The sequence below is a fragment of the Agathobaculum ammoniilyticum genome, assembly GCF_025567315.1.
Lineage (GTDB): Bacteria > Bacillota > Clostridia > Oscillospirales > Butyricicoccaceae > Agathobaculum > Agathobaculum ammoniilyticum.
Genome location: NZ_JAOQJE010000001.1, coordinates 178,074 through 202,331, shown reverse-complemented (window position 1 = coordinate 202,331; position 24,258 = coordinate 178,074). Strand labels below are relative to the sequence as shown.

At 55.8% G+C, this 24,258-nt stretch carries 25 protein-coding genes; 10 read left to right on the top strand and 15 right to left on the bottom strand.

Translation table 11 applies throughout. The features are described 5' to 3' along the window. Positions 1 to 2 precede the first annotated feature (2 nt). The 4 genes from tilS to OCV66_RS00995 all read right to left on the bottom strand — a co-directional run bounded on the left by tilS (position 3) and on the right by OCV66_RS00995 (position 5,266). Positions 3 to 1,340, bottom strand: a complete 1,338-nt coding sequence (tilS, locus tag OCV66_RS01010) for a tRNA lysidine(34) synthetase TilS (protein ID WP_147573674.1) — start codon at positions 1,338 to 1,340, stop codon at positions 3 to 5. 3 nt (positions 1,341 to 1,343) lie between these two features. Further along, positions 1,344 to 2,708 (bottom strand): replicative DNA helicase, encoded by a 1,365-nt coding sequence (gene dnaB / locus OCV66_RS01005; protein WP_054325909.1) that lies wholly within the window; start codon positions 2,706 to 2,708, stop codon positions 1,344 to 1,346. Between the two features lie 79 nt (positions 2,709 to 2,787). After that, a complete protein-coding gene (gene rplI / locus OCV66_RS01000; protein WP_054326073.1) occupies positions 2,788 to 3,234 on the bottom strand; it encodes a 50S ribosomal protein L9 in 447 nt (148 codons plus the stop codon). A 43-nt stretch (positions 3,235 to 3,277) separates the two neighbouring features. After that, positions 3,278 to 5,266, bottom strand: coding sequence for a DHH family phosphoesterase (locus OCV66_RS00995; RefSeq protein ID WP_107630462.1), 1,989 nt, complete (start codon positions 5,264 to 5,266; stop codon positions 3,278 to 3,280). Between the two features lie 143 nt (positions 5,267 to 5,409). Here OCV66_RS00995 and OCV66_RS00990 point away from each other — a divergent pair, with 143 nt between their 5' ends. From OCV66_RS00990 to OCV66_RS00980, 3 genes are all read left to right on the top strand, one after another. Then, positions 5,410 to 5,778, top strand: coding sequence for a VOC family protein (locus tag OCV66_RS00990; RefSeq protein ID WP_054325906.1), 369 nt, complete (start codon positions 5,410 to 5,412; stop codon positions 5,776 to 5,778). A 136-nt stretch (positions 5,779 to 5,914) separates the two neighbouring features. Further along, positions 5,915 to 6,457, top strand: coding sequence for a chromate transporter (locus OCV66_RS00985; RefSeq protein WP_054325905.1), 543 nt, complete (start codon positions 5,915 to 5,917; stop codon positions 6,455 to 6,457). Further along, complete coding sequence (locus OCV66_RS00980) at positions 6,454 to 7,020, top strand: chromate transporter (RefSeq protein ID WP_147573673.1); 567 nt, start codon at positions 6,454 to 6,456, stop codon at positions 7,018 to 7,020. The genes OCV66_RS00985 and OCV66_RS00980 overlap by 4 nt, the downstream gene beginning before the upstream one ends. A gap of 37 nt (positions 7,021 to 7,057) precedes the next feature. On the opposite strand, the gene OCV66_RS00975 is transcribed toward OCV66_RS00980, so the two are convergent. From OCV66_RS00975 to hprK, 6 genes are all read right to left on the bottom strand, one after another. Next, the gene (locus tag OCV66_RS00975; protein WP_147573672.1) at positions 7,058 to 7,279 is read right to left on the bottom strand and encodes a DUF6514 family protein; all 222 of its coding nucleotides are present in this window, start codon (positions 7,277 to 7,279) and stop codon (positions 7,058 to 7,060) included. Between the two features lie 130 nt (positions 7,280 to 7,409). Beyond that, positions 7,410 to 7,814 carry a C-GCAxxG-C-C family protein gene (locus OCV66_RS00970; RefSeq protein WP_262563557.1) on the bottom strand — a complete coding sequence of 135 codons (405 nt, stop codon included), beginning with the start codon at positions 7,812 to 7,814 and terminating at the stop codon, positions 7,410 to 7,412. Positions 7,815 to 7,833: 19 nt separating this feature from the next. Next, positions 7,834 to 9,378, bottom strand: coding sequence for an N-acetylmuramoyl-L-alanine amidase (locus tag OCV66_RS00965; RefSeq protein WP_161804668.1), 1,545 nt, complete (start codon positions 9,376 to 9,378; stop codon positions 7,834 to 7,836). Positions 9,379 to 9,522: 144 nt separating this feature from the next. Further along, positions 9,523 to 10,446, bottom strand: coding sequence for an ROK family protein (locus tag OCV66_RS00960; protein WP_147573671.1), 924 nt, complete (start codon positions 10,444 to 10,446; stop codon positions 9,523 to 9,525). A 12-nt stretch (positions 10,447 to 10,458) separates the two neighbouring features. After that, a complete protein-coding gene (locus OCV66_RS00955; RefSeq protein ID WP_054325900.1) occupies positions 10,459 to 11,181 on the bottom strand; it encodes a phosphatase in 723 nt (240 codons plus the stop codon). A gap of 149 nt (positions 11,182 to 11,330) precedes the next feature. Continuing rightward, the gene (hprK, locus tag OCV66_RS00950) at positions 11,331 to 12,263 is read right to left on the bottom strand and encodes an HPr(Ser) kinase/phosphatase (RefSeq protein ID WP_107630457.1); all 933 of its coding nucleotides are present in this window, start codon (positions 12,261 to 12,263) and stop codon (positions 11,331 to 11,333) included. A gap of 201 nt (positions 12,264 to 12,464) precedes the next feature. Here hprK and rpmB point away from each other — a divergent pair, with 201 nt between their 5' ends. From rpmB to OCV66_RS00930, 4 genes are all read left to right on the top strand, one after another. Further along, positions 12,465 to 12,653 (top strand): 50S ribosomal protein L28, encoded by a 189-nt coding sequence (rpmB, locus tag OCV66_RS00945; RefSeq protein WP_078096872.1) that lies wholly within the window; start codon positions 12,465 to 12,467, stop codon positions 12,651 to 12,653. Positions 12,654 to 12,757: 104 nt separating this feature from the next. Then, positions 12,758 to 13,447 carry an AzlC family ABC transporter permease gene (locus tag OCV66_RS00940; RefSeq protein WP_054325899.1) on the top strand — a complete coding sequence of 230 codons (690 nt, stop codon included), beginning with the start codon at positions 12,758 to 12,760 and terminating at the stop codon, positions 13,445 to 13,447. Continuing rightward, a complete protein-coding gene (locus OCV66_RS00935) occupies positions 13,444 to 13,773 on the top strand; it encodes a branched-chain amino acid transporter permease (protein ID WP_054325898.1) in 330 nt (109 codons plus the stop codon). Before OCV66_RS00940 ends, OCV66_RS00935 begins: the two co-directional genes overlap by 4 nt. 103 nt (positions 13,774 to 13,876) lie before the next feature. Further along, a complete protein-coding gene (locus OCV66_RS00930; RefSeq protein ID WP_054325897.1) occupies positions 13,877 to 16,030 on the top strand; it encodes a Tex family protein in 2,154 nt (717 codons plus the stop codon). 38 nt (positions 16,031 to 16,068) lie between these two features. Here the strand turns inward: OCV66_RS00930 and OCV66_RS00925 are convergent, their stop codons facing one another. The 3 genes from OCV66_RS00925 to OCV66_RS00915 all read right to left on the bottom strand — a co-directional run bounded on the left by OCV66_RS00925 (position 16,069) and on the right by OCV66_RS00915 (position 18,480). Further along, a complete protein-coding gene (locus tag OCV66_RS00925) occupies positions 16,069 to 16,791 on the bottom strand; it encodes an amino acid ABC transporter ATP-binding protein (protein ID WP_107630453.1) in 723 nt (240 codons plus the stop codon). Further along, positions 16,778 to 17,560 carry an amino acid ABC transporter permease gene (locus OCV66_RS00920; protein WP_107630452.1) on the bottom strand — a complete coding sequence of 261 codons (783 nt, stop codon included), beginning with the start codon at positions 17,558 to 17,560 and terminating at the stop codon, positions 16,778 to 16,780. Before OCV66_RS00920 ends, OCV66_RS00925 begins: the two co-directional genes overlap by 14 nt. Positions 17,561 to 17,640: 80 nt before the next feature. After that, positions 17,641 to 18,480: a basic amino acid ABC transporter substrate-binding protein gene (locus OCV66_RS00915; RefSeq protein WP_054325896.1), complete on the bottom strand. Its 840-nt coding sequence runs from the start codon at positions 18,478 to 18,480 to the stop codon at positions 17,641 to 17,643. A gap of 211 nt (positions 18,481 to 18,691) precedes the next feature. Between OCV66_RS00915 and OCV66_RS00910 the strand changes: the two genes are divergently transcribed. From OCV66_RS00910 to gltA, 3 genes are all read left to right on the top strand, one after another. Next, positions 18,692 to 19,438: an SH3 domain-containing protein gene (locus tag OCV66_RS00910; RefSeq protein ID WP_054325895.1), complete on the top strand. Its 747-nt coding sequence runs from the start codon at positions 18,692 to 18,694 to the stop codon at positions 19,436 to 19,438. A gap of 123 nt (positions 19,439 to 19,561) precedes the next feature. Continuing rightward, entirely contained in the window at positions 19,562 to 20,407 is an 846-nt protein-coding gene (locus OCV66_RS00905; RefSeq protein ID WP_107630451.1) for a sulfide/dihydroorotate dehydrogenase-like FAD/NAD-binding protein, read from the top strand. A 1-nt stretch (position 20,408) separates the two neighbouring features. Then, on the top strand, positions 20,409 to 21,800 hold the full coding sequence (gene gltA, locus OCV66_RS00900) for an NADPH-dependent glutamate synthase (protein ID WP_107630450.1): 1,392 nt from the start codon (positions 20,409 to 20,411) through the stop codon (positions 21,798 to 21,800). Between the two features lie 70 nt (positions 21,801 to 21,870). Here gltA and OCV66_RS00895 read toward each other — a convergent pair whose 3' ends face one another. Both OCV66_RS00895 and OCV66_RS00890 read right to left on the bottom strand, forming a co-directional pair. Then, on the bottom strand, positions 21,871 to 22,902 hold the full coding sequence (locus tag OCV66_RS00895) for a copper amine oxidase N-terminal domain-containing protein (protein ID WP_147573670.1): 1,032 nt from the start codon (positions 22,900 to 22,902) through the stop codon (positions 21,871 to 21,873). A 67-nt stretch (positions 22,903 to 22,969) separates the two neighbouring features. After that, entirely contained in the window at positions 22,970 to 24,232 is a 1,263-nt protein-coding gene (locus OCV66_RS00890) for an S-layer homology domain-containing protein (RefSeq protein ID WP_107630448.1), read from the bottom strand. Positions 24,233 to 24,258: the final 26 nt, after the last annotated feature.

Here is a 24,258-nt window from a genome sequence, read left to right as displayed (position 1 = left end):
AGTTACCCCTCTATCGTTATTTCTATCAGCGCGCCCCCTTTGGGAGCACGCGAAATATCCATCCCCAAATTCTGCACCGCGATCACGCCGTTTTTATCCGCCAGAACCGCTAACTCATCTCTTTGTAAGCGCGGGATTTTCCGGTCGATCATCAGCTTTTTCAGCGTGCGGCTGCCGCCCTTTTTCGATAGGCGCAGCCTGTCTCCCGGCATGCGGGCGCGGACACAGAACGTATCAAAACATATTGTACCACAATCCACGAGAAAAGTATTGAATGATTTGTAAAAAGATTGCTTTTTTTCTAAACGACGAACCGACAAATGCAGCGTGCCGCCCCAAACCGGCCTGTCAAACGGAACGGTAAGCAAAACCGGTTCCCGCCGAAGCGCTGGTGCGGCTGCGGCTGTTATATATACTGTATCATATTCCCGCCGCGCCGTAAACCCATGCGGCAGACTGAGCGCTGCGGATGGATCGTCTGTTTCCAGAAGGCGTTCCAGCGCTTGAATATGCGTTGCGGCGATATCCCGCATCGTCACGCCCGAATGCTTCACAAGCATTTTTACCGCCCGCGAACGCAGCGCCGGATGCGCCGACCGGAGCGTATCAACCTGCCATTTGCCGGAAGCGCGCCGCGCCGCGCAAAGAAGACGTTCGGCTTCCCCGTCCAGATACGCGTTGTCCTGCCGCAGAAGCCCGCTCAGACGCGTTACTGCATCCGGCAGCGCCGGATTGATCTCACGAAGCACCGGTATTACCGCATGCCGGATGCGGTTGCGCGTATAGCGGTCATCCGCATTTGTGCTGTCGGTCACATAGTCCTGCCCTAACTGCCGCAAAAAGTCTTCCACATCCGCTCTTGTTGTTTCAATCAGCGGTCGCACAAGCTGGCCGCGTACCGGCGGTATCCCCGTCAGCCCCTCCGGTCCGGTACCCCGTGCCAAATGAAACAGCACGGTTTCCGCTGAGTCGTCCGCCGTATGGGCGGTCGCGATCCTATCCGCTCCCGCAGCGGCGAAAAGCCGCTCATACCGGATATGACGCGCCGCTGTTTCAATGCTTTCCCCGCGCTGGACGGACTCCGCGCGGATATCCGCGCGCGAAACGGTCAGCGGCACCTGCAGGCGCGCACACAGCGACCGGCAGAACGCTTCATCCCGTTCCGCTTCCGCTCCGCGCAGGCAATGATTCAGATGGAACGCCCGCACAGGGTATCCCAGAAGCAGCAGCGCCCGCAGAAGGGCTGTGGAATCCGCCCCGCCGGAAAGCGCCACCAGGACAGCTTCGCCGGGTGTCAGCATCTGGTGCGCCTCGATCGTGTGTTTTACGATTTCCAGCATGGCCTACTCCCCGTGGATTCTGTCTGGATTGGAAAACGTTGTATATTGACCGACCCATTGCAGCTCCACCGTGTTGGTGGCGCCGTGTCGGTTTTTGGCAATAATAATTTCCGCTATGTTCTTCTGCTCCGATTCGTCATCATAATAATCGTCACGATAAATAAACATGACGATATCCGCGTCCTGCTCGATCGCACCGGATTCGCGCAGATCGGACAGCATCGGCCGCTTATCCGCGCGCTGTTCGGACGCGCGTGACAACTGGGACAGACAGACGACCGGCACATTGAGCTCTTTCGCCATGATTTTGAGGGAACGCGAGATCTCTGCGACCTCCTGCACGCGGTTATCCGAATGCCGGCCGCCTGCGTGCATCAGTTGCAGGTAGTCGATCACGATAAGGCCCAACTCGTCCCCCAGCCGCCGGCATTTCGCCTTGATTTCAGCCGCAGTAATCGCCGGATTATCGTCCACATAGATATTCAGGCCAGCCAGCACGCCGGACGCGCGGGCGATCTTGACCCAATCGTCCCCATCCAGGTTACCAGTCTTGAGCTTTTGCGACTCGATCAACGCTTCGCTGGACAAAAAGCGGCTCGCAAGCTGTTCCTTGCCCATTTCCAACTGGAACACACACACGCCCGTCCCTTTTTTATAGCCCTTCGGCTTGCCCTTTACACTCGCCTTTGCCGCGTTGAGCGCAATGTTGAGCGCAAACGCGGTCTTACCCATGCCGGGACGCGCCGCAATCAGTATCAGGTCGGATTTGTTCAGGCCTGTCAACGCCGTGTCCAGCGCGTGAAATCCGGTTGACATGCCTGGGATATCGCTGTCCGACCTGGCACGCTCATCGAGTTCCGTATACAGGTCCGCGATGACCTCGCTCAGCTTGGACAGGCCTTTGATCTCCCGTCCCTGACGGATGCTATAGATGCGCTGCTCCGCCAACTCCGCGATGCTGGACGCTTCTCCATGCGCTTCCAGCGCATGCTGCTGAATTTCGGCGCCCGCGTCGGCAAGCTGCCGCAGCAGGCTCTTGTCGCGCACAATGCGGACATATTCCGAAACGTTGCGCGTTCCAGGCGTTACCTCCATCAACTGAAAGAGATATGCCCTGCCCCCTGCCTCATCGTAATAGCCGAGACGGGTCAGCATATCCAGCACGGTGACCGGATCGATCTTCTGCGCGCCGTTGAACATGGAATAGATGGTTTCAAAAATGCGTTTGTTCTCATCCGCATAGAAATCATCCGCGCGCACCTGCTCGATCACTTCCGGTATGCAGTTTGGATCGACAAGCATGGCGCCCAGCAAAGACTGCTCCGCAGTCAGGTCCTGCGGCACCTGCCGCATAAGAAGCTCATCCAAAGCTGCACACCGCCTTTCCAATAAAAATATACCGCTTCGCCAGGGCGGTTGCTTTCCGCCCTATTTGTCCCTTACCTGACTATGCTTCTACGACCTGCACCAGAATCTCTCCCGCGATATCCTGATACAGCTTGGCCTTCACCCGATGGACGCCAAAGGTCTTGATCGGCTCCTCCAGCACGATTTTCTGCTTCGGCACATTTAGGCCGTACTGCTTTTTCAACTCCTCCGCGATTTCTTTCGAGGTCACCGCGCCGAACAGGCGTCCGCCTGCCCCGCCTTTCGCCGGCACCTTGACCGGACTGACCTTCAGCTTTTCCGCCGCTTCCCGTGCGGCCTGCTGTTCCAGCGCCACCTTGCGGGCATGCGCCTCGTCCTGTGCTTTCTTCACGTTCAGATTATCCGCGGTGGCCGGCTCAGCCAGACCGCGCGGCAGCAGGAAATTGCGGCCATAGCCCTCGCTGACCTCGATCAGGTCGCCTTTCTTTCCTTTTCCTTTTACGTCTGCTGTAAGAATTACTTTCATGATATCTTTCTCCTTTTCAACGGGATACACTTACATTATCTGTCTACTGCGCTTCACTTTCCTGATCGGCAAAGTAGCCGTGAATCGCCTCGGTAATCATACGGTCCGCCTCCTCCGGCGTCGTATTCTTCAGCTGCGCCCCCGCGGCGGAATGGTTGCCGCCGCCTCCAAGACGCTCCATCAGCAATTGTACATTGACCTGTCCGGAGGCACGGGCGGAAACCGCCATATCCACCCCGCTGCGGAACGCGACAACGCTGGCCCTTGTCCCAATGATCGACAAAAGCTCGTCCGCCGCCTGTGCAGCCGCAATGCGGTCGATCTCCTGATCTGTGAGAGCGAAAATCACGCCTTGCCCACAATTGCGCGCGGAAGAGATGATTTTTTGCCGCTCCATATACTGATCAAAGCTTGACTGGAACAGGCGCTTGACATCGCTCACCTCCGCGCCCGCACGGCGCAGATAGGCTGCGGCCTCGAACGTGCGCACGCCGGTGCGAGTCGAATAACCCTTGGTATCCAGATAGATGCCCGCGAGCATCGCCTCCGCCTCGCCGGTGAGGATATCGTTGTTCGGCACCAGATATTGCAGCAGCTCGCTGACCAGCTCGGATGCGGAGGAAGCGTATGGCTCATGCAACGAAACGACCGCGTTCTCTATATAATCCGCAGCGCGGCGGTGATGGTCAATGACCGCCACTTTATTGATCGACTGAAGCAGCGCTTCGCTTTCTACATAGCCGGGACGGTTCACATCCACCACGATCAGAAGCGTATTAAAATCGCACATAATCATGGCGTCTTCTGCGCTGATAAAAACGTCCTTGTATTCGGGCAGGGACTCGAGTCGTTCGATCAGATCCGACGCCATGGTGTGCTGCTGGTCCACAACGATATGCACGGGCTTGCCCTTGACGCGCGCCGCGCATACCATGCCCGCCGCCGCTCCGATCGCATCCATATCGCTGTTCTTATGGCCCATGACCAGCACTTGCGAGGAGTCTCGGATGAGCTGACTCAGTGCGTTTGCCACAACGCGGCTTTTGACCTTGGTGCGCTTTTCCACTTCCTCGCTCAGGCCGCCGTAAAACTCAAAGGTGTACCGGTTTTTAATGACCGCCTGGTCACCGCCGCGTGACAGCGCCATGTCGATTGCCAGCCCAGCGTACTGATAGCTTTCCGCAAGCGTTTCCCCGTCCCTGCCGATACCGATCGACAGTGTAGCGAGGACGCCCTCGTGGTTGCGGATATCGCGCACCTCCTGCAGCACGGCGAATTTCCGCGCCGCAAGCTTGTCAAGCTCAGCGTTTTCGATGATAAAAATGTATTTATCGCGGTCGTATTTCCGCAGGACCGCGCTGCTGTCGCGCGTCCATTCGGACAGGCGGCGGTCAATATCAGCAAGGATCGCGGATTTTTCTGAGTCCGTCGCGTTCTTCATCAATTCTTCGTAGTTGTCGATCGCGATGATGGCAAGCGCCGGATGGCGCGTTTCCGCCGCGTCCCGCAGCCGGACGTATTCCGTACAGTCAATGAAATAGAGCATCATCATCTGTCCGGCGCCGCTTGGAATCATACTGCCGAATACATGGTATGCCCGACGCCCCATACGAAGCTCTCCCGGGAATTCTTCCTTCCCCTCGATCAGCCACCGTGTTTCAAACGTTGGCGCGAGTTCGGTCATTCGCATATGGCGGGCGCCGCTAAACTGGCCGCTGATTTCCGCAAACGCTTCGTTTGCCCAAACGATCTCGCCGGTCGTTGCCAGCGCAACAACCGTCGGCAGCGGAGAGTGGGTTACCGCGGGCTTTATTTCACCACCGCTGACCTCAATATTCTCCATCAGGTCCTGCACCTGACGTTTTCGCTCGGATTCCTGACGCAGCGAAGCAAGCCGGAGTATGCCGCAGACCGCTATGCCCGCGGCGCCATACCACAACGAAAAATATAATCCGCCCGCCGCAAACAGCAAAAACAGCAGGTAAAACCATGTTTGCCCAGGCTGCAGCGCTTTTTGAAATTTCTTTTTCAATTTCCGTCCCCCTTTCGGACGCAAATACGCATATTAATTATATCATCGCACGGCCGTAATGTAAACAAAAATCGTCTATGCCGATTGTGTTTTGCGGAAAAACGTGGTAAAGTAATCCCATACCCGAAAAGGAGGAAACCTTTATGCAATTTACGTTTGCACACAATAATTTCAATGTGCGTGATCTGGACCGGTCGCTCGCATTCTACCAAGAGGCGCTCGGCCTGTCCGAAGTCCGCCGCATCAGCCCTGACGATGGGAGCTTTATCATCGTCTATCTGAGCGATGGCAAAAGCGCCCACCAACTGGAGCTGACCTGGCTGCGGGATTGGGACCATGCCTATAACCTTGGCGATAACGAATTCCATCTTGCGTTTCAGGTGGACGACTTTGCAGCCGCTCATCACAAGCATGAGCAGATGGGCTGTATCTGCTTTGAAAACCCCGCGATGGGCATATACTTTATTTCCGATCCGGATGGATACTGGCTCGAGGTCATCCCCTCCCGTTGATTTACCGATCCGCAGGCTGTCAGCACAGATTCTGGCAGCCTTTTTTGTCCCCATTCGCAATTTTACGGATATTTTCCATCCATATCCATCAAAATATGATATACTGATACCGTATACGGAAAGGAGCTGGCTGTTTTTGAACCCTTATCTTGACCTGTTTCTCACCTTTGCCCGCATCGGTGTATGCACGTTTGGCGGTGGCTATGCCATGTTGCCCCTGCTCCAGCGGGAGATCGTTGAAAACCGCGGCTGGACTACTGAGGACGAGCTGATGGATTATTATGCCATCGGCCAATGCACGCCCGGTGTAATCGCAGTCAATACCTCCACCTTTGTCGGCTATAAGACCCACGGAGTGCCTGGCGCGATCTGCGCTACGGCCGGCATGGTCGCGCCGTCTCTGATAATCATTGTTATCATCGCTGCCTGTATCCAGCAGTTTGCGCATCTTGCCGTGGTGCAGCACGCTTTTTCCGGCATCCGCATCGCGGTCTGCGCGCTTGTGTTGCAGTCGGTTTTGAAAATGGCGAGGAAAGGTGTTGTTGACCTGCCTACCACCTTGATACTGCTTATTACATTTGCCGCCGTTGCATTTTTTGAGGTTTCTCCCGTAGTGATGGTGCTTCTGGCTGGCGCGGCAGGCATTGCGATCGGTTTCTTCCGGAGGCGGCGCACATGATCTATTTACAGCTAATCTGGGAATTTTTCAAAACCGGCCTTTTTTCGGTCGGCGGCGGTCTGGCGACGCTGCCCTTTCTCAAGGCCATTTCGCTCAAATACCCCTGGTTTACACCAAACGACCTGTTGGACATGATCGCGGTTTCCGAATCGACGCCTGGGCCGATCGGCATCAATACCGCGACCTACGCCGGTTTCCATGCCGCGGGGCTGGGGGGCTCTGTCATCGCAACCTGCTCGCTCGTTTTCCCTTCCGTGGTCATCATCATCCTGATCTCGCGCGCCCTGACCAGGTTTCGCGATTCCGCGCTTGTCAGGGATGCCTTTTACGGCCTGCGCCCTGCCTCCGCCGGATTGATTTTCGGCGCTATGCTGGAGGTATTTGCCGCCTCGCTTTTTCATACCGAGCTTTGGAAGGGCGTCGGCAACCTGCTTGCGTTATTAAATTTCCCTGCGATCGCCTTTTTCCTGGCGCTATCGCTGTGTATTTGGAAATTCCCCAGGCTCCATCCCATTCTATTCATTTTTGCAGGGGCCATCGGAGGCATCCTCTTTCAGTTTTAATAAAAAACGGCGGAAACCCTATCGTTTCCGCCGTTTTTTATTCGACCATCATCAAACCCGAAAGATAATCTTCCACAACATCTCGAAAATGTTCCGGTGCCACGCCATTATCTTGCAACAACGAAACCAGCCGCATGGTTTCTTCGAGCGTCAGCGCAACATCATCAATTTGGTCCACGCGCTTCCGCTCCGTTATGGCGGCTATACCATACTGCGTCCGTTCAGCACGGGCTTGTTCAGTAACAATATAGCGAACCACAGCTATCGCCCCCTTTGTTTGCAATTCATAACCCTCATTTTACGCCCCTGCACAGGTGCCGTCTGTCGAAAGCAGGCGAACGATAGCAAAAAAAGTTGCCGCAGATGGGTTGACATCTGCGGCAAATAGGCTATTTCAACAAATATTCTTCGATAAGTTGGCAAGCATCACTAATGCACCCTGGGCAGGACCGCCTTACCGTTCCATCCGGCACGCCTTTTAGCGTTCTGCAAAGGTAGGTGCCGTTCTTCTCCTCAAACGCGGCCGCTAGAGCTTTTGTCAACTTATAGGTCTGCGCCTTTGTTTCCCCCGGGTGGCTGCAGCCCTTGCTCTGCTTGCAGCCCGCCAGCATGAACGCGCCGGTCAGCGCGCCGCAAACCTCCATAAGCCCCATGCCCAGGCCAAAGCCCTCGGCCATTTTAAACGCCGTGTTTTCATCCAACCCAAACCGGTCGCAATAAGCACACACAACCGCCTGCGCGCAGTTATAGCCGCTGTCATGCAAACGTTGCGCCCGCTCTTCTCTTTCTGTCACGTTCAATCTCTCCTGTCCGTTAATATTCAACCTGCTCGAAATAGCGCATGATCGCATGGAACTGCGCCAGCGCTTCCGCCTGCCAATCCTCCTCGCTATCGATAAGCTTTTGATCCTCCTCGTTATCGATAAAGCAAAATTCACTGGTCAGGGCAGGAATACCCAGCGCGGATGCCACGCGATTCGTATAATAATAATCTCCGTTGCTTCCTTCTCGGAATACGACCTGCCGGATCGGGACGCCCAGCTTCTCATACTCCTCCAGCAGTGCCTCCGCCAGAATCCTGGTCGGCCCTCCGTCCTTATCCACGATTTGCGCCAGCGCTTCCGCACCGCGTGCCGTCGTATTGGCCGCATTATGATGGACACTGAAAAACAGATCAACCGTGTCCACATATTCTTCCATGATCTGACCGCGCAGGGAGAGCGAGCTCCCCTCCTCCAGTGTATCGCGTACCATGATCACCCGAACGCCCGCTTCCTCCAGATATTCTTCCAGATATTGCGAAACATACAAGTTGATATGCTTTTCATCCAGAGAACCGTCCTCGTTATGTGCGCCAACATCGCTGCCGCCATGGCCGGGGTCAACGATCACGGTCATTTTTCCATCAATATTCGAGGTGCGTTCCGGCCGCACCGGCTTGATAACCGGCTCCGGCTCTCCCTCGGACGTATCATAGTCCTTCACCCGTACAAGATAGTCCGCACTGCAATAGCGGTCGCTCCCGTCGTCTCCAACCATGATATGCGCCCAATTATCCGTTATCGAATCCACGACGATTTCTGTACCGTTTGTGAGCTTGCCGACCGCCGCATAAGTAAGCCCGGGACCCGTCCGTACCGAAAGGTAGTCGCTGACCTTAACCTGATAGACCCCTGTCACGAAAGGCTCTTCCGGTTCCGCAGGTTCCTGCGGCCCTTCCGGATCAGGCTCCGGCTGCATTTCCGGATCGGGCGCAGACGGCGTTTTGATCTGCACCGTCTGCGTCGCGCTTTCAAATGCCGCAGTAAACCCCATTGCAGTCGATACGTCCGCTATCTTATAATAATTGTTCCCATTGATATTATAGCCCTTGATGGATACGCCGCTGCCATCCAGCAGCAGCTTGGCGGTCGATTCCTGTACACGGAGCGTAGAGGAGGATGCAACGCTCATCTCCCCGCCCACCGCGGTGTAGACCGCGCCGGATATCAGGTCGATCGCGTTTTTCTCCCCATTCCACTGCACATCAAACGACGCCGTGGTGCCGCTGAGCAGAAACGCAATATCCCGTAGCTTAAAATAGTTGTATCCGTCAATATTATAGGCCTGCGGGCTGACGGCCTGCCCATTGACCGTGACCTTGTGCGTCGATGGAACCGTCTTGAGCGCCGCGCGTGCGGACGGCATTTGCGGGGCCGCGTTTTGCGAAACAGCGCGGCCCTCTTCTGCCGCCGGCACGCCGGCTTCCAGAACGATTTGCTGTTCGGTTTCCTCTTTTGTTATTTCACCCGCTGCGGCTGTGCCAGTTAAAATATACAGCGATGCGCACAGCAGGGCAATCATTCGTTTCAAACGCATGATAGACCTCCGGGTTGAACAAGCTGGTTTTCTCATAATACGGAACGTATTTTATCACGAAAAAGCCCGAATTTCAATGCTTTGAAGGGTAGAGCGGCGCATTTGTAATATTACAAATGCGCCGCTCTATATTACAGTTTTGCGTTAAAGCATCGCCGCGCCAATCAGCCCCGCGTCATTTCCCAGCGCGGCCGCAATGATCCTTGCATTGCATGACGCGCCCTGGAAGGTTTCCGCTTCTGTTAAGCGGCGCAGCGGCTCGATCAGTTTCTCCCCATAGCCCGCAAGGCCACCCCCGATGACAATGCACTCCGGCTGAAAAATATTGACCAGGTTCGCCAGCCCACAGGAGAGGTTGACGCAGTATTCCTCAAACAGCTCCCGCGCCAGGGTGTCACCCGCGTCTACGGCATCACATATCATTTTGGCGTTCAGCGCCCCCCGATTTTCTTCCAGAACGCTCTTTCTTCCTGCCTCCAAGGCACGCTCCGCAAAGCGGACAAAAGCCGAAGCGGAGGTATAGGCCTCCAGGCAGCCCTTTCGTCCACAGTTGCACGACTCGCCGCCCTGTCGTATCACGATGTGTCCCAATTCTCCCGCGATGCCGTTGCAGCCGGTATAAAGTTTTCCGTCTACCACAATCCCGCCTCCGACGCCGGTTCCCAGGGTAATCATCAGCATATTTCTGGTATCTTTTGCCGCGCCCGCAATCGCTTCTCCCAGCGCTGCGCAATTTGCGTCGTTATCCAGTTGGACCGCGCACTGGAATTCCGGCTCGAACGCTTGCGCGAAGCACACGTCGCTCATATCCAAATTGGTTCCGAACCGCAGCGTGCAGGTTTCCTTGTCGAACGAGCCAGGTACGCCGATACCTATACTCTGTACCTGCTCCGGCGTTATTGCCTCTTTTTCGCAAAGCGCGAGCGCGAGCGCTTTCATATCCGCCCGCAGCCCATCCGCGTCTCCCAAACGGGTGGGCGCGTTCATTTTATGCAGCAGCGTGCCCTCCTCCCGACAAAGCGCCGCTTTTACCGTTGTTCCACCTAAATCAATACCGATCCGCATCATGTTTCCTCCTTTTCATCCGAACAGCGTCAAACCGCGTCCACGAAAATATTCATCCAGACGCTCCCCGCTACTGTTGACCACCAACTCCTCCGGAAACCCGATCTCTTCCAGCATCTCCAATGCGTTGTCTACACAGCCGACTGTATATTCAATATGCGAATCACTGTCCACAACGATCGGCACCTGATATTTTTTGCACAGGCGCGCGATTTCCGTGCAGTTCTCCCTGCTTCCTTTCCGGATGGCAAAGGAATTGCTGTTGATCTCCACCAACTTGCCGTACTGGTTGCACTGTGAAATAATATGCTCCATATCAAAATCAAATTTGGGGTTACCCGGATGCCCAAACGCCTGCACCCGTTTATCATGCAGCACTGCTTCGAGCGCCTCTGTATGCGCCGCCCGCGTGGAGGGGGCAAAGCAGCAGTCATGGAAAGAGGCCAGCGCAAACTCCACAGGCTCCAGGCTTTTTTCACTCATCCGGTCCAGCGCCCCGCCGGGACAGATATTGAATTCTATTCCCCGAATCACGGCCACGCCGTCTATCTCTCGCGGAATAATATTCAGGTTGGAAAAATGCCACTCATGCGGGCCGTCTGTCATATCCGGACCGTGGTCAGTAATGCCAATCGCGATCAGTCCCTTTGCTTTTGCGCCGCGAACCATCTCATATACCGTGGAGTACGCGTGTGTGCTGGCGATCGTGTGGGTATGCAGGTCTGCTACGATGTGCATAGAAAACAATTGCTCCTTTTTGTGGTGAAATCCATTTCGCGTAAAGTGTCTATCCAAACAGAAAACAGGCGTTTGACGCCTGTTTTCAAAAACGTCCGGCGCGCAGGCAAGTCATAGCGCTGCGAGGTGGCCGGCCGTACCTCTGCGCATCAGTTTCCGTACTGCTTGAGCATGCGCTCCTGCAGCTCGCGTGCCGCGTTAAAGCCCATCTTCTTTTGGCGGTCGTTCATGGCGGCGACTTCAATAATGACCGCAAGATTGCGGCCGGGCTTGACCGGAATCGTCAGCGACGGAACCGCGATATCCAGAATGCTGGTCGTCTGTCCATCCAGGCCTAGGCGGTCGTACTGCTTTCCATCCTCCCACGGCTCCAGGTTGATAACCAACTCGACCTTTTCAGTCATCTTGATCGCGCCGATGCCAAAGATCCGGCGCACATCGACAATGCCGATGCCGCGCAGCTCGATAAAATGCCGGATGACCTCGGGCGCCGTGCCGACCAGCGTCTTGTCCGACACGCGCTTGATCTCAACCGCGTCGTCCGCGATTAGCCGGTGGCCGCGCTTGACCAGCTCGATTGCAGTCTCGGATTTACCGACGCCGGAATCGCCCAGCAACAGGACGCCCTCACCGTAAATTTCGATAAGGACGCCGTGCAGCGTCACCCGCGGCGCGAGGTTGACCTTAAGGGAAGCGATCACCGCGCTCATGATCGTTGAGGTAAATTCGTTGGTGCGCAGGATCGGCACCTTATACATTTCCGCCGCCGCCCGGCACTCGGGGAACACATCGATATTCCGCGAGACAATCAATACCGGAATGCCGGTGGAAAACAGCCGCTCAAAGCATGCCAGCCGCGCTTCCGGCGTCATCTGCTCTACATAGCTTGATTCCACCTTGCCCACAATCTGAATACGATTGGGATCGAAATAATCAAAAAAACCGGCGAGCTGCAGTCCCGGGCGGTTGACATCATCTTTTGTGATCTCGATTTTCTCAAAGCCCTCCGGTCCGTAGACGACCTCAAAATCAAACTCCTGTATCAGATCGCCTAAGCTGACGCCAAATTCTTTTAACTGCATAAAAATACTCCCCTCCGCAGCGGCAGGTATGTCGATGCTTGTATTATACCCTGATTTTCCACCTTTTTCAACGTTTTCCCGCTCTTCTGCGGCAAAACTTGAAAAATAGGACTTTTTATGAAAAAACCGCTTGCATTTTTACAGGCATTATGGTATTATAATATCCGTTACGCAATGCACAAGAGAAGGAGGTGCAGGAAAATGGCAAAGTGCGATATTTGCGGCAAGGGCGTGACCTTTGGTATTCAGGTCTCTCACTCTCATCGTCGTTCCAACAGAACTTGGAAACCGAATGTTCGTCGTGTGAAGGCTCTGGTCGATGGTACTCCCCGCCATATCAACGTATGTACTCGGTGCCTCCGCTCCGGCAAGGTAACCCGCGCGATCTGAGTTTCCCGCGCGATACGTTGAAAGCATGTTGAGGCGCTCTGCTTGCAGGGCGCTTTTCTATTGCATATCCCTTTCCTCAGTACCCTTAACGGTAGGTGATTCCCATGAAAAAGGCGCTCCGCCCCGCGTTTACGGTCACAATCCCAGTGCTGTGCGGCTATCTTTTTATCGGTTTCGCATTTGGCGTGATGTTGCGCGATGCCGGCTTTACCGCTCCCTGGGCGTTTCTGTCCAGCCTGACGATCTACGCCGGATCCGGACAATATCTTCTGGTTTCGCTCCTTGCAGCAAACTCGTCCCTTGTCACCGTCGCGGTGATGACGCTTCTGCTCAACTGCCGCCATATCTTTTACGGTCTTTCTTTTCTCGATACCTTCTACCAGATGGGGCGCGCCAAGTGGTACATGATCTTTTCCCTGACCGATGAAACCTATTCCCTGCTCTGTTCGCTGAAAACGCCGGACGGTGTCGACCCTGCTGCGATGCGCTTTTTGATCTCCGTGCTTGACCAAAGCTACTGGATCATCGGCTCGGTTATTGGCGCAATCATCGGCGGCGTGCTGCCGTTCGATACCACAGGCATTGATTTCGCGATGACCGCGCTCTTTACTGTGATTTTTGTCGAGCAGTGGAAAAGCAGCAAATGCCATATCCCTGCCTTTCTCGGGCTTGGCGCGGCCGCTGTATCGCTTACCTTGCTCGGTCCGGATAACTTTATCCTGCCCGCCATGATGGCCATCTGCGTCATGCTGGTCGCGCTACGCGGGAAGCTTGCAGGGGAGGTGTCGGAATGACCCCGCAAAAAGCGTTTGCCATGATTGCCGTCGCCGCGCTCTGCACCTTTGCGACACGCGTCGCGCCGTTCCTGCTTTTTAATGGAAAAAAGCCCATCCCCCCGATCGTGCGCTATCTCGGCGAGACGCTCCCACCCGCTGTGATCGCTCTGTTGGTCATCTATTGCGTCAAAAGCGTGGACTGGCTTGCTGTGCCGCACGGTGCGCCGGAGCTGCTTTGTATCGCTGTCGTTGCGCTGCTGCACGTCTGGAAACGGAACAACCTGTTATCGATCGGCATCGGCACCATCCTGTATATGTTTTTGGTGCAGGGTATATTTGTCTGATGCCCTGTCTATCCCTGACCGCATTGGTTTTCCAATGCGGTTTTTTATTTCCCGACCAAGAATTTTGTGGTACAATAAAGCAAGCTGAAAAAGGAGTTATTTTATGCAGACTATTATTAATATGCTGGCGCATGAGCTGCGGCAGCCGGAATCATACGTTTCCAATGTCGTCAAACTGCTTGACGAGGGGAATACCGTCCCCTTTATCGCCCGCTACCGGAAAGAGCTGCACGGCGCGATGGACGACCAGATGATCCGCACGCTTGCTGACCGGCTCGGTTATCTGCGCAGCCTGGATGAAAAGCGTGCGGAAATCCGCGCATCGATCGAGTCGCAGGGCAAGCTGACCGAGACGCTTGACCACGCAATCGCAGAGGCACAGACCCTGGCCGCGCTCGACGACCTCTACCGCCCCTACCGCCCCAAGCGCCGCACCCGCGCCTCTGTTGCCCGCGAAAAGGGTCTGGAGCCTTTGGCTGCACAGCTTCTTGCCGCGCGCACGCCTTCCCCCGATCTGGACGCGCTTGCCGCGCCTTTCGTCGCTCCCGCCAAAGGCATCGAAACCGCTGTGGAAGCCTTGTCAGGCGCCTCGGACATCATTGCGGAGGATATCTCGGACGATGCGGATATCCGCGGCCGCCTGCGCCGCCTGATCCGCCAGACCGGTGTGATACAAACCGCCGGAACCGACGCGGAGGATACCGTCTATGCGATGTATCACGAATTTTCCGAGCCGGTCCGCCGGCTGCAAAGCCACCGTGTCCTTGCAATCAACCGCGGGGAAAAGGAGGGTAAGCTCAAGGTGGCCCTGACCGTGGACGACAGCCAGGCGCTGGTCGAGCTGAACCGCGCTGTCCTGCATCCCAAAAATCCGTTCTGCGCCATGCTGCGCACCACCTGTGAGGATAGCTGGAAACGGCTGCTGTTCCCCTCCTTGGAGCGCGAGCTGCGCAGCGAACTGACCGATACGGCAAACGAACAGGCGATCCATACCTTTGCGCTCAACCTGCGCCCCCTGCTTATGCAGCCGCCTGTGAAAAACCGTGTGACGCTCGGTTTCGACCCCGGCTACCGGAACGGCTGCAAGCTCGCCGTGGTGGATGGCACCGGCAAGGTGCTGGATACCGCTGTCATATACCCCACGCCGCCCTATCAAAAAGTGGACGAAGCGAAAAAAACGCTGCGCCGTTTGTGCGACGCGCACCATGTTACCTGCATCGCGATCGGCAACGGCACAGCCTCCAAGGAAAGCGAGCTATTGATTGCCGACTTTATTCGGGAATACGGCGGCGGCATCGAGTACATGGTCGTCTCTGAAGCCGGTGCCTCGGTTTATTCCGCGAGCAGGCTTGCGGCCGAGGAGTTTCCGGATTATGACGTCAACCTGCGTTCCGCCGTATCGATTGCCCGTCGTCTGCAGGATCCGCTGGCCGAACTGGTCAAAATCGACCCCAAAGCAATCGGTGTCGGGCAATACCAGCACGATATGCCGCAGGCACGCCTATCCGAGGCGCTGGATGGCGTGGTTGAGGACTGCGTCAACGCTGTCGGCGTGGATCTCAACACTGCTTCTTCCGCTTTGCTGTCGCGCGTTGCCGGCATTTCCGGTACCGTGGCGAAAAATATTACTGCCTATCGTGAGGAACACGGCTGTTTTGACAGCCGCAGGCAGCTATTGAAGGTAAAAGGGCTTGGCCCCAAGGCTTATGAGCAATGTGCGGGCTTTCTGCGCGTACCGGAAAGTGACAACCTGCTCGACCGGACCGCGGTCCATCCCGAATCCTACGCCGCGGCTGAAACGCTGCTTACCCTGTGCGGATACTCCGTTCAGGACGCTGCTTCCGGCAAGCTGGGAGAGCTTTCTGCACGCATAGAGAAACTGGGCCGAACCGATGCCGCACAGCGCTGCGGGGTTGGTGTGCCGACCCTGATGGATATTATTTCCGAGCTTCAGAAGCCCGGGCGCGATCCACGCGATGAGCTGCCGCCGCCGCTGCTCCGCGCGGATGTCCTCGATTTCAAGGACCTGAAGCCTGGTATGAAGCTCAAAGGAACGGTACGCAATGTGGCGGATTTCGGCGCGTTCGTGGATATCGGCGTCCATCAGGACGGTTTGGTGCATATCTCGCAAATCTGCAGCCGTTATATCAAGCACCCCTCCGAAGCGGTCACCGTCGGTGATATCGTGGATGTGGTCGTCCTGTCGGCTGATCCCAAAAGCCACCGCATCGCCCTTTCCATGAAGCAGGCCAAATAAACGGAAAACGGGGTACAGCAAAAGCTGTACCCCGTTTTTTATAATACCTTGGACAGGAAATCTTTCAGCCGAGGATGCTTCGGATTGGTGAAAAAAGCGTGCGGCTCGTTCTGCTCCACAATGTTTCCCCCATCCATAAACAGTACACGGGTGCCGACCTCGCGTGCGAATCCCATTTCGTGTGTAACCACAACCATGGTCATGCCATCGTCCGCAAGCTCTTTCATGATCTCCAGCACTTCACCGACCATTTCGGGATCCAGTGCGGAGGTAGGCTCGTCAAACAGCATCACATCCGGATTCATTGCCAGCGCGCGGGCGATTGCGATACGCTGCTGCTGCCCGCCGGACAGCTGAACCGGATAGCTGTCCGCCTTATCCGGCAGACCGACGCGCTCCAACAGTTGTATCGCACGCTTGTCCGCCTCATCCTCTGTCATGATCTTGAGCTTGACAGGTGCCAGCTTAATATTCTCACGCACGGTCAGATGAGGAAACAGGTTGAACTGCTGGAACACCATGCCCATCTTGCGGCGGATCAAATTGATATCGGTCACCTTGCTGGTGATATTCTGCCCTTCAAAAATGATATCGCCGCTGGTAGGCTCCTCCAGCAGGTTGAGGCAGCGCAGAAAAGTGGATTTGCCGGACCCCGACGGTCCGATAATAACGACCTTTTCTCCCTTTTCGATATGCTCGTTGACGCCCTTGAGCACCTGATGATCCCCAAAGGACTTGCACAGGTTTTTAACGTCGATCACTTGCACGCAGCCTCCTTTCCAAAATACCGAGCAGCTTGGTCAAAATCAGGACGATCACAAGATAAATGACCGCCAAGCTGACATACGGCACAAAGGGCTGATAAGTATTGGCAACGATATTCTGCGCCTGCTTGGTCACGTCGCGCAGCATAATGACCGAAACCAGCGAGGTATCCTTGAGCAGGGTAATCATCTCGTTGCCCAGCGCAGGCAGGATATTTTTAATGGCCTGCGGGATGATGATGTAGCGCATCGTTTTGCCGTAGTTCAGGCCAAGCGAGCGCCCCGCCTCCATTTGGCCGGCGCTGATCGACATCAGGCCGCTTCGCGCGATCTCCGCAACATAGGCGCCCGAGTTGATGCCCAGCGTCACAATACCGCATATCAGGCTGCCGAAGTCATCCTTCGGCACCATGATGACAAAACAACTGATTAAAAGTTGAACCATCATTGGAGTACCACGGATCACGGCCAGATATACCTTGCACAATACATTCAGCACGCCTAGCACCGGATTGTGCTTGCCCATCCGCTGGGAGTCGTGCGCCGTGCGGACCATGGCGACCAGCAGGCCGATGATGATACCCAAAATAAGCGCGCCGATCGTTACGATAAATGTGATACGCAGGCCTTGGGCAAACCAAGTCCAACGGTCTTGGTAAATAAAGGTCTGGTAGAGCTGGAACAGCAGCCTTTGCAGATTTTCCGGAAGCGAGAGAATCCAGTCAGGCGCGGTTTCCAGCCAGTTTGACAATGTGAGCGTTACCACAGCCTATCCCCTTTCTATTTCTCATAATCGAGCGAAAAGGGGCGGCGCGCGCCGTCCCCTTTCGTTCATAACCAAATCAATTACTCGCCATCTGCCGTGATGTATTTGTCGATGATGGACTGAAGCGTACCGTCGTCTTTCAGCTCCTGCATCGCCGCGTTTACCTGCTCCAGCAACTCTGTGTTGTCCTTGCTGATCGCCGCCGCGTAATCCTCGTTTGCGTATGCGGTATCCAAAATCTTGAGGCCCTCGTTAGCCGCTACATAATTCTTTGCCGGCTCCTGGTCAATAACCACACAGTCGATCTGGCCGTTGACCAAAGCGGCCACCGCAAGCGGACCGTTATCAAACTGCTTGACGTTCTCCTGACCATAATCATCGGTGCAGTACAGGTCGCCGGTCGTGCCGGTCTGCACGCCGATGGTCTTACCGGTCAGATCTACCGCAAGCGAGCCATCCTCCTGCTCTACCGGTGCGATATCCGAATTTTCCGGAACAATAACTACCTGTACGCCGGTTGCATAAGAATCAGTGAAGTTCACCTGATCCGCACGCTCCGGATCCACCGTCATACCAGCCAGAACAATATCAATCGTACCAGCCTGCAACGCCGGAATCAGCGATTCAAACGCCATATCGGTGATATCAAGCTCCATGCCGAGCTTCTCGGCAACCGCCGCAGCGATTTCCGCGTCAATGCCTGCAACCTCGCCGTTTTCATCGGTAAACTCATACGGCGGGAAGGTTGCGTTGGTACCCATGCGCAGCACGCCGCCATCCGCCGTATCCGTGCTGTCGGTCGCGGCCGCGTCCGTGTTGCTATCCTCATTCTGCTGGGTGTCGGTATTGCCGCCGCAGCCGCTCAACAGCAGAGAGCCGGCCAGCACCATGCTCAGCATTGCAATCGAAAATTTCTTCATTGCTTCTTTCTCCTCCTTATCTCGGCCGTTTGGGCGGCCGAACATTTCAGACAAGATATATTATACAGTGCCGCGTTTAAAAATGCAACACAAAAAACAGGGAAAACCGCCGAAAAACACCCGCTCTTTTTTATTATATCGTTCATGGTGACCAATCTCCGTACCGCGGCATAGTCTGACAGCGACAAAATCCTGTTTGGAGGTCCTAGTTATGCCGAGTATCTACTTATCTCCCTCAACCCAAGAATACAACCTTTATTATGATGGACATGGCAGCGAAGAGTATTATATGAACCAGATCGCGGATGCAATGGCACCCTACCTGACCGCTTCCGGCATTGAATTCACGCGCAACACTCCGGAAATGACAGCCGCCTCCTCCATCCGCGCGTCCAACGAGGGCAATTACGACGCGCATATCGCCCTACATTCCAACGCTGCGCCCGTCAATCTGTCTGGTCAGCTTCGCGGCACGGATGTTTATTATTATCCCGATTCCCTGCGCAGCGAAGAGATTGCTCAGACCATTGTTTCCGGCCTGAAAGCCCTCTATCCCAACCCCGACGATGTTACCGTCCGGCCGACCACCTCGCTCGGCGAGGTCACGCGCACCCGCGCCCCCTCCGTCCTGATCGAATTCGCCTACCACGACAATCCCATGGACGCGGAATGGATCCGCAATCATATCGATGAAATCGCCCGAAACGTCGTCCTTTCCCTGACAGAGTACTTTAAAATCCCCTTTGTCGAACCGCAACCGATCCAAACCGCCACTGTGGAGGTATCTTCCGGCAACCTGAACATCCGTTCCGCTCCCTCCCTTTCCGCGCCTGTTATCGGCAAGGCGCCCAACGGCGCGCAGGTTTTTGTGCTTGGGCAATATGACGGGTGGTACGTTGTGCGCTACGATCAATACGAAGGGTATGTATCCGGCGACTATATTGTACTCAATTACTGAATCGGATTGTATAATTTGGTCAAAACAACCGATTATGTGTCCTTATTTATACTTGCGTTCCCACCGCATAAACAGTATAATAATACTGTTCGATGCGATTTAACGCAAGGAGGTACTTAAAGAGTGTATCAGATCTTAGAAAAAAAGACGCTGAATGCCAACACAAAGCTGATGGTAATAGAAGCGCCTCATGTCGCGCGCAAGGCGGAACCTGGTCAGTTCATCATCCTGCGTGTGACTGAGGACGGAGAGAGGATCCCGCTGACAATCGCGGAATATGACCGCGAAAAGGGTACGATCACGATTATTTTCCAGGAGGTCGGCGCGACGACAATGGCACTCGGCCAGTTGAACGTGGGCGACTGCCTGCACGATTTCGTCGGTCCCCTGGGCAAAGCGAGCGAGCTTGAGGGCTTGAAAAAAGTCGCCGTTGTCGGCGGCGGTCTGGGCTGCGCCATTGCCTACCCGCAGGCGAAAAAGCTGCATGAGATGGGCTGCGAGGTCGACCTGATCGCCGGCTTCCGCAACAAGGATATCATTATCCTCGAGGACGAGATGAAAGCCGCATCCACCAACCTTTATGTTGTCACGGACGACGGCTCGAACGGCCGCAAGGCGCTTGTCACCGAAGTTTTGAAAGAGTTGATCGAGGCGGGCAACCAGTACGACGCGGTCATCGCCATCGGGCCGATGATCATGATGAAGTTCGTAGCGGAAACCACCCGCCCCTATGGCATCAAGACCATTGTTTCTATGAACACGATCATGGTGGACGGCACGGGCATGTGCGGCGGCTGCCGCCTGACGGTTGGCGGAGAGACCAAGTTCGCCTGCGTGGATGGACCGGATTTTGACGGGCATCTGGTTGACTTCGATGGTTCGATGCGCCGCAGCGCGATGTACAAGGCGCAGGAAAAGGCGTCTGTCGAGCGTCACGAGTGCAATCTGATGAAGCAGGAGGTCAAGTGAGATGCCGAACATGAATCCGAAAAAAATGCCCATGCCGGAGCAGGACCCCAACGTCCGCAACAAGAACTTTGATGAGGTCACACTCGGCTACACACCGGAAATGGCGGTCGAGGAAGCGCAGCGTTGCCTGAACTGCAAGCATAAGCCCTGTATCTCGGGCTGTCCAGTGCAGGTAAAGATCCCTGAATTTATCGCGCTTGTCGCCGAGAGCAAATTCCTCGAAGCTGCGGCCAAAATCAAGGAAACCTCTGCGCTGCCCGCTGTCTGCGGCCGCGTGTGCCCGCAGGAAACACAGTGCGAGCAGAAATGCGTACGCGGCATTAAGGGTGAGCCGGTCGCGATCGGCCGCCTGGAGCGCTTTGTCGCGGATTATGCGCGCGAGCACGGTGAAGAAAAACCCGTCCAGCCTGCGGCGAATGGCCACAAGTGTGCGATTGTGGGCGCCGGCCCTGCCGGTCTGACCTGCGCGGGTGATTTGGCGCGCATGGGCTACCAAGTAACTGTTTTTGAAGCGCTGCATACCGCCGGCGGCGTGCTGATGTACGGTATACCGGAATTCCGTCTCCCCAAGGCGATCGTCCAGAAGGAGATCGACACGCTGAAAGACCTTGGCGTCGAATTTGTACTTAATTTTGTCGTCGGCCGTTCGGAAACCATTGACGAACTGTTTGCGGACGGTTATGAGGCGATTTTCGTTGGCTCGGGTGCGGGCCTGCCAACCTTTATCGGCGTGCCGGGTGAAAACGCAAACGGCGTGTACTCGGCAAACGAATACCTGACCCGTATCAATCTGATGAAGGCCTACCGCGACGGTGCGGATACGCCGATTCTGCACGCGCACAAGGTAGCGGTTGTCGGCGGCGGAAACGTGGCGATGGACGCGGCGCGCTGCGCCAAGCGCATGGGCGCGGAGGAGGTCTACATTGTTTACCGCCGTTCGGAAAAGGAACTCCCCGCCCGTCTGGAGGAGATCCATCACGCCAAGGAAGAGGGCATTATCTTCAAGTTCCTGACCGCGCCGCTGGAAATCACCGCGGACGAGAATTACAATGTAACCGGCATGAAGTGCCAGCAGATGGAGTTGGGCGAGCCGGATGAATCCGGCCGGCGCCGTCCGGTGCCGGTGCCGGGCAGCGAATTCACCCTCGATCTGGACTGCGTGATTGCGGCAATCGGCACAAGCCCCAACCCGCTCATCCGTACGACCACCCCTGGACTGGACACAAACCGCAAGGGTTGCATCGTAGCGGATGAGGAACACGGCATCACCTCCAAGGACGGAGTTTTTGCTGGCGGCGATGCCGTCACCGGCGCAGCCACCGTTATCCTCGCTATGGGCGCGGGCAAGCGCGCCGCTGCTGCGATGGATGAATACATTAAAAACAAAAAATAACTGCCTATTGAAAAAGGACCTGCATACATGCAGGTCCTTTTGTTTTTCCTCACCGGTTTTCTCCACTGCTTCAGTTTGGCGCGGGCAACTGGTTATTTCTCACGATCCCCAGATGCAGTTCTCCCGCACGCAGAGTGACCGACTCGCCCAACAGGGAAAAGAATTCCGCAGGCGCCCAGCTAACGCCATCCACCTCGTAGGGCGCTGCGCCAAGCGCCATGGCCACGCCCATGCGGATATCCGCGGCATATTGGTCCTTTCCCAATACCAACAGCGTTTCCCGCTCCCCTTTTTTCAGAGATATGCTTTCGTTTTCGCCATTCCAGACCACCGTATAGCCTAACGCCTCTGCCGCCGTACGCACGGGTACCATCAAGATACCTTGCTCCACGCGCCCATCGAGTGGAAGTACCATGTCCCCTTCCACGACGATCGCAAAACGGCTACCCTGCTGCGCGGGGATGACAATACGCGTTGCAACCGCCTGCCCCGGCTCGGACAACGCCACCTGATCGTACCAAGCGAAAAACCGTGTCCCCATATGGATATCATCTGCTGAAGCGATATTTTTTGTGCCTAACGGCCGAATATCCGTATCTTTCTGCACGGTAAGCAGCAACTCTCCATTATCCGTCAGGATGGTAACGCTCCCATCCTCCTCCGCGGGATGCTGGATGGCTTCCGCAGTGAGCAGGCGCGCCGGCGCATGTCCATCCTCCAGGTTGACCAGAACCGCCGCCGCGTCGGTCTGCGGCGGTTCAGTTTCCATCACATAGTCCGCATAATAGACGAATACCTTGTCGCCCGCTGCGATATCGGTTTCCGAAACCGGAGTACCTGTTTGGGTGTCCATGAGCAAGGTGTTGGAAAAGCGCATCACCAACCGGTCATACATATCGGTTTTGACCGTCATGACCGACTCCATGCCGGATTTGACCTGCATTTCAAGAACGGTCGCATACTCTCCTGCCGGCGATTGCTGCAGCGCAGGCAGCTGCTTGTTTGGCACGCTCACCTCCTCCACACCCATAGCCCCTGCTGAAAACGAGCCGACATACAGCAGCGCGGCCGCCAGCATACTGGACAAAAACTTCCTTTTCATGCATATCCCTCCTTTTCTATTTGGACGACGCCCCGTTCTCTTTTGTTCCCTTTACACGGCCGCCCTGTTATTTTACCAAGGGGTATTGCTCCAAGTTTGCCGGCGCGGAAACCGTGACCTGATTGTCAACTCCCTGCAGCGTCATGCGACTCTCCACCTGGCCGGATATGCCGTCTGCCGCAAAGCCAAACCGGACCTCCTGCGCCTGAATCAAACCATCCGAGGCTTCCTGCACGACAGTAAACCCTTCGATTTCCAGATCGCCCAGCGCCCCCACTGCCGACTGCGCAGCTTCCAGCACACTGTCCAACCGCGCCAGCCCCGCCTGATTATATCCAATGGTATAACTTTGGCCGGATACCGAAACCGAATCGATCAATGCCACAGGGACGCGCGCATAACCTTCAAACGCGAGCTGCATCTGCCCATTGGTCAAAGCGCGCCGCGATTTTGTCCCGTCCTGCCGCAAATAGCGAAAGCCATTTGCCGTATAACTTTCGGCAGTAAATGTTTTTTCTCCGGCCTGCTCCGCAGACAGGGTGACTGTGCGGTCTGTAAGCATCGCCGGCGCGCCCAAATCGATCGCTGTCTGCTCCTCGCAGGTCATTACAAAGGTACCCGCATCCACGCGCAGCTCCTGACCGACGGACAACGCCGTCAATCCATCCATTTTACTGGTCGCATCCAGATAACGGTTATAGGCCTGGAATAATTCCTGATACGGCGCAGCAGCCGGCTCCTCTACCGCGCCGGCTGCTGCCAGCCGCGCCAGCAGCGTGTCATCCGTACCCTTCGGAGATATCGAAAGCGCCGTATAGCTTGCCGCCACAACATGGTCGCGCAGGAAATCCGCTTCATTTACAGTTGCCGGATCGTACAGCCCGATCCGACTGGCAAAGCGGGATGAATCCGCGTAAACAAAATCCCCATCTGCTTCTGTATAGCCCAGCGCGCGCAGCAAAAACGCCGCGTACATTTGCGCGGTACATTGTTCCTCTGGTTCGAATGTCGTTTCGGTCGCGCCGGTCGTCAGACCGTTTTCATACAGATACTGCACATAGGGCTTTTCCCACTCCTGCAGGTCGGTAAACGGCGCGTCATACGCCAGCCGGCCGGCTTCTTCCTCTTTCCCCAGCAGCCGAACCAGCATCGCGGCCGCTTCAGCGCGGGTCGGCGCGCGGTCCAGTTCATATCCCTGCTCGGTTCCTCTGAACAGGCCCATATCGTCCAAATGCTCCGCACATTCGGTAAAATCCGCGGCAAACGCCGAAACCGTCAGGGCTGCGGCCAACGCCGCGCCCGCGCAAAGCATACGCGTCCATTTATTCATTCGCATTGTCTCCCATCGTTTCAATA

Bases quoted from the DNA above. Each gene is read 5' to 3' on its own strand.
- hprK (WP_107630457.1), bottom strand. From the start codon at position 12,263: ATGCAGTTAAAAGAATTTGGCGTCAGCTTAGGCGATCTGATACAGGAG.
- OCV66_RS00940 (WP_054325899.1), top strand. From the start codon at position 12,758: ATGAAAAAGGCGCTCCGCCCCGCGTTTACGGTCACAATCCCAGTGCTG.
- OCV66_RS00935 (WP_054325898.1), top strand. From the start codon at position 13,444: ATGACCCCGCAAAAAGCGTTTGCCATGATTGCCGTCGCCGCGCTCTGC.
- OCV66_RS00980 (WP_147573673.1), top strand. From the start codon at position 6,454: ATGATCTATTTACAGCTAATCTGGGAATTTTTCAAAACCGGCCTTTTT.
- OCV66_RS00910 (WP_054325895.1), top strand. From the start codon at position 18,692: ATGCCGAGTATCTACTTATCTCCCTCAACCCAAGAATACAACCTTTAT.
- rpmB (WP_078096872.1), top strand. From the start codon at position 12,465: ATGGCAAAGTGCGATATTTGCGGCAAGGGCGTGACCTTTGGTATTCAG.
- gltA (WP_107630450.1), top strand. From the start codon at position 20,409: ATGCCGAACATGAATCCGAAAAAAATGCCCATGCCGGAGCAGGACCCC.
- tilS (WP_147573674.1), bottom strand. From the start codon at position 1,340: ATGCTGGAAATCGTAAAACACACGATCGAGGCGCACCAGATGCTGACA.
- OCV66_RS00955 (WP_054325900.1), bottom strand. From the start codon at position 11,181: ATGCACATCGTAGCAGACCTGCATACCCACACGATCGCCAGCACACAC.
- OCV66_RS00890 (WP_107630448.1), bottom strand. From the start codon at position 24,232: ATGAATAAATGGACGCGTATGCTTTGCGCGGGCGCGGCGTTGGCCGCA.
- OCV66_RS00960 (WP_147573671.1), bottom strand. From the start codon at position 10,446: ATGATGCGGATCGGTATTGATTTAGGTGGAACAACGGTAAAAGCGGCG.
- rplI (WP_054326073.1), bottom strand. From the start codon at position 3,234: ATGAAAGTAATTCTTACAGCAGACGTAAAAGGAAAAGGAAAGAAAGGC.
- OCV66_RS00930 (WP_054325897.1), top strand. From the start codon at position 13,877: ATGCAGACTATTATTAATATGCTGGCGCATGAGCTGCGGCAGCCGGAA.
- OCV66_RS00965 (WP_161804668.1), bottom strand. From the start codon at position 9,378: ATGCGTTTGAAACGAATGATTGCCCTGCTGTGCGCATCGCTGTATATT.
- OCV66_RS00915 (WP_054325896.1), bottom strand. From the start codon at position 18,480: ATGAAGAAATTTTCGATTGCAATGCTGAGCATGGTGCTGGCCGGCTCT.
- OCV66_RS00895 (WP_147573670.1), bottom strand. From the start codon at position 22,902: ATGAAAAGGAAGTTTTTGTCCAGTATGCTGGCGGCCGCGCTGCTGTAT.
- OCV66_RS00990 (WP_054325906.1), top strand. From the start codon at position 5,410: ATGCAATTTACGTTTGCACACAATAATTTCAATGTGCGTGATCTGGAC.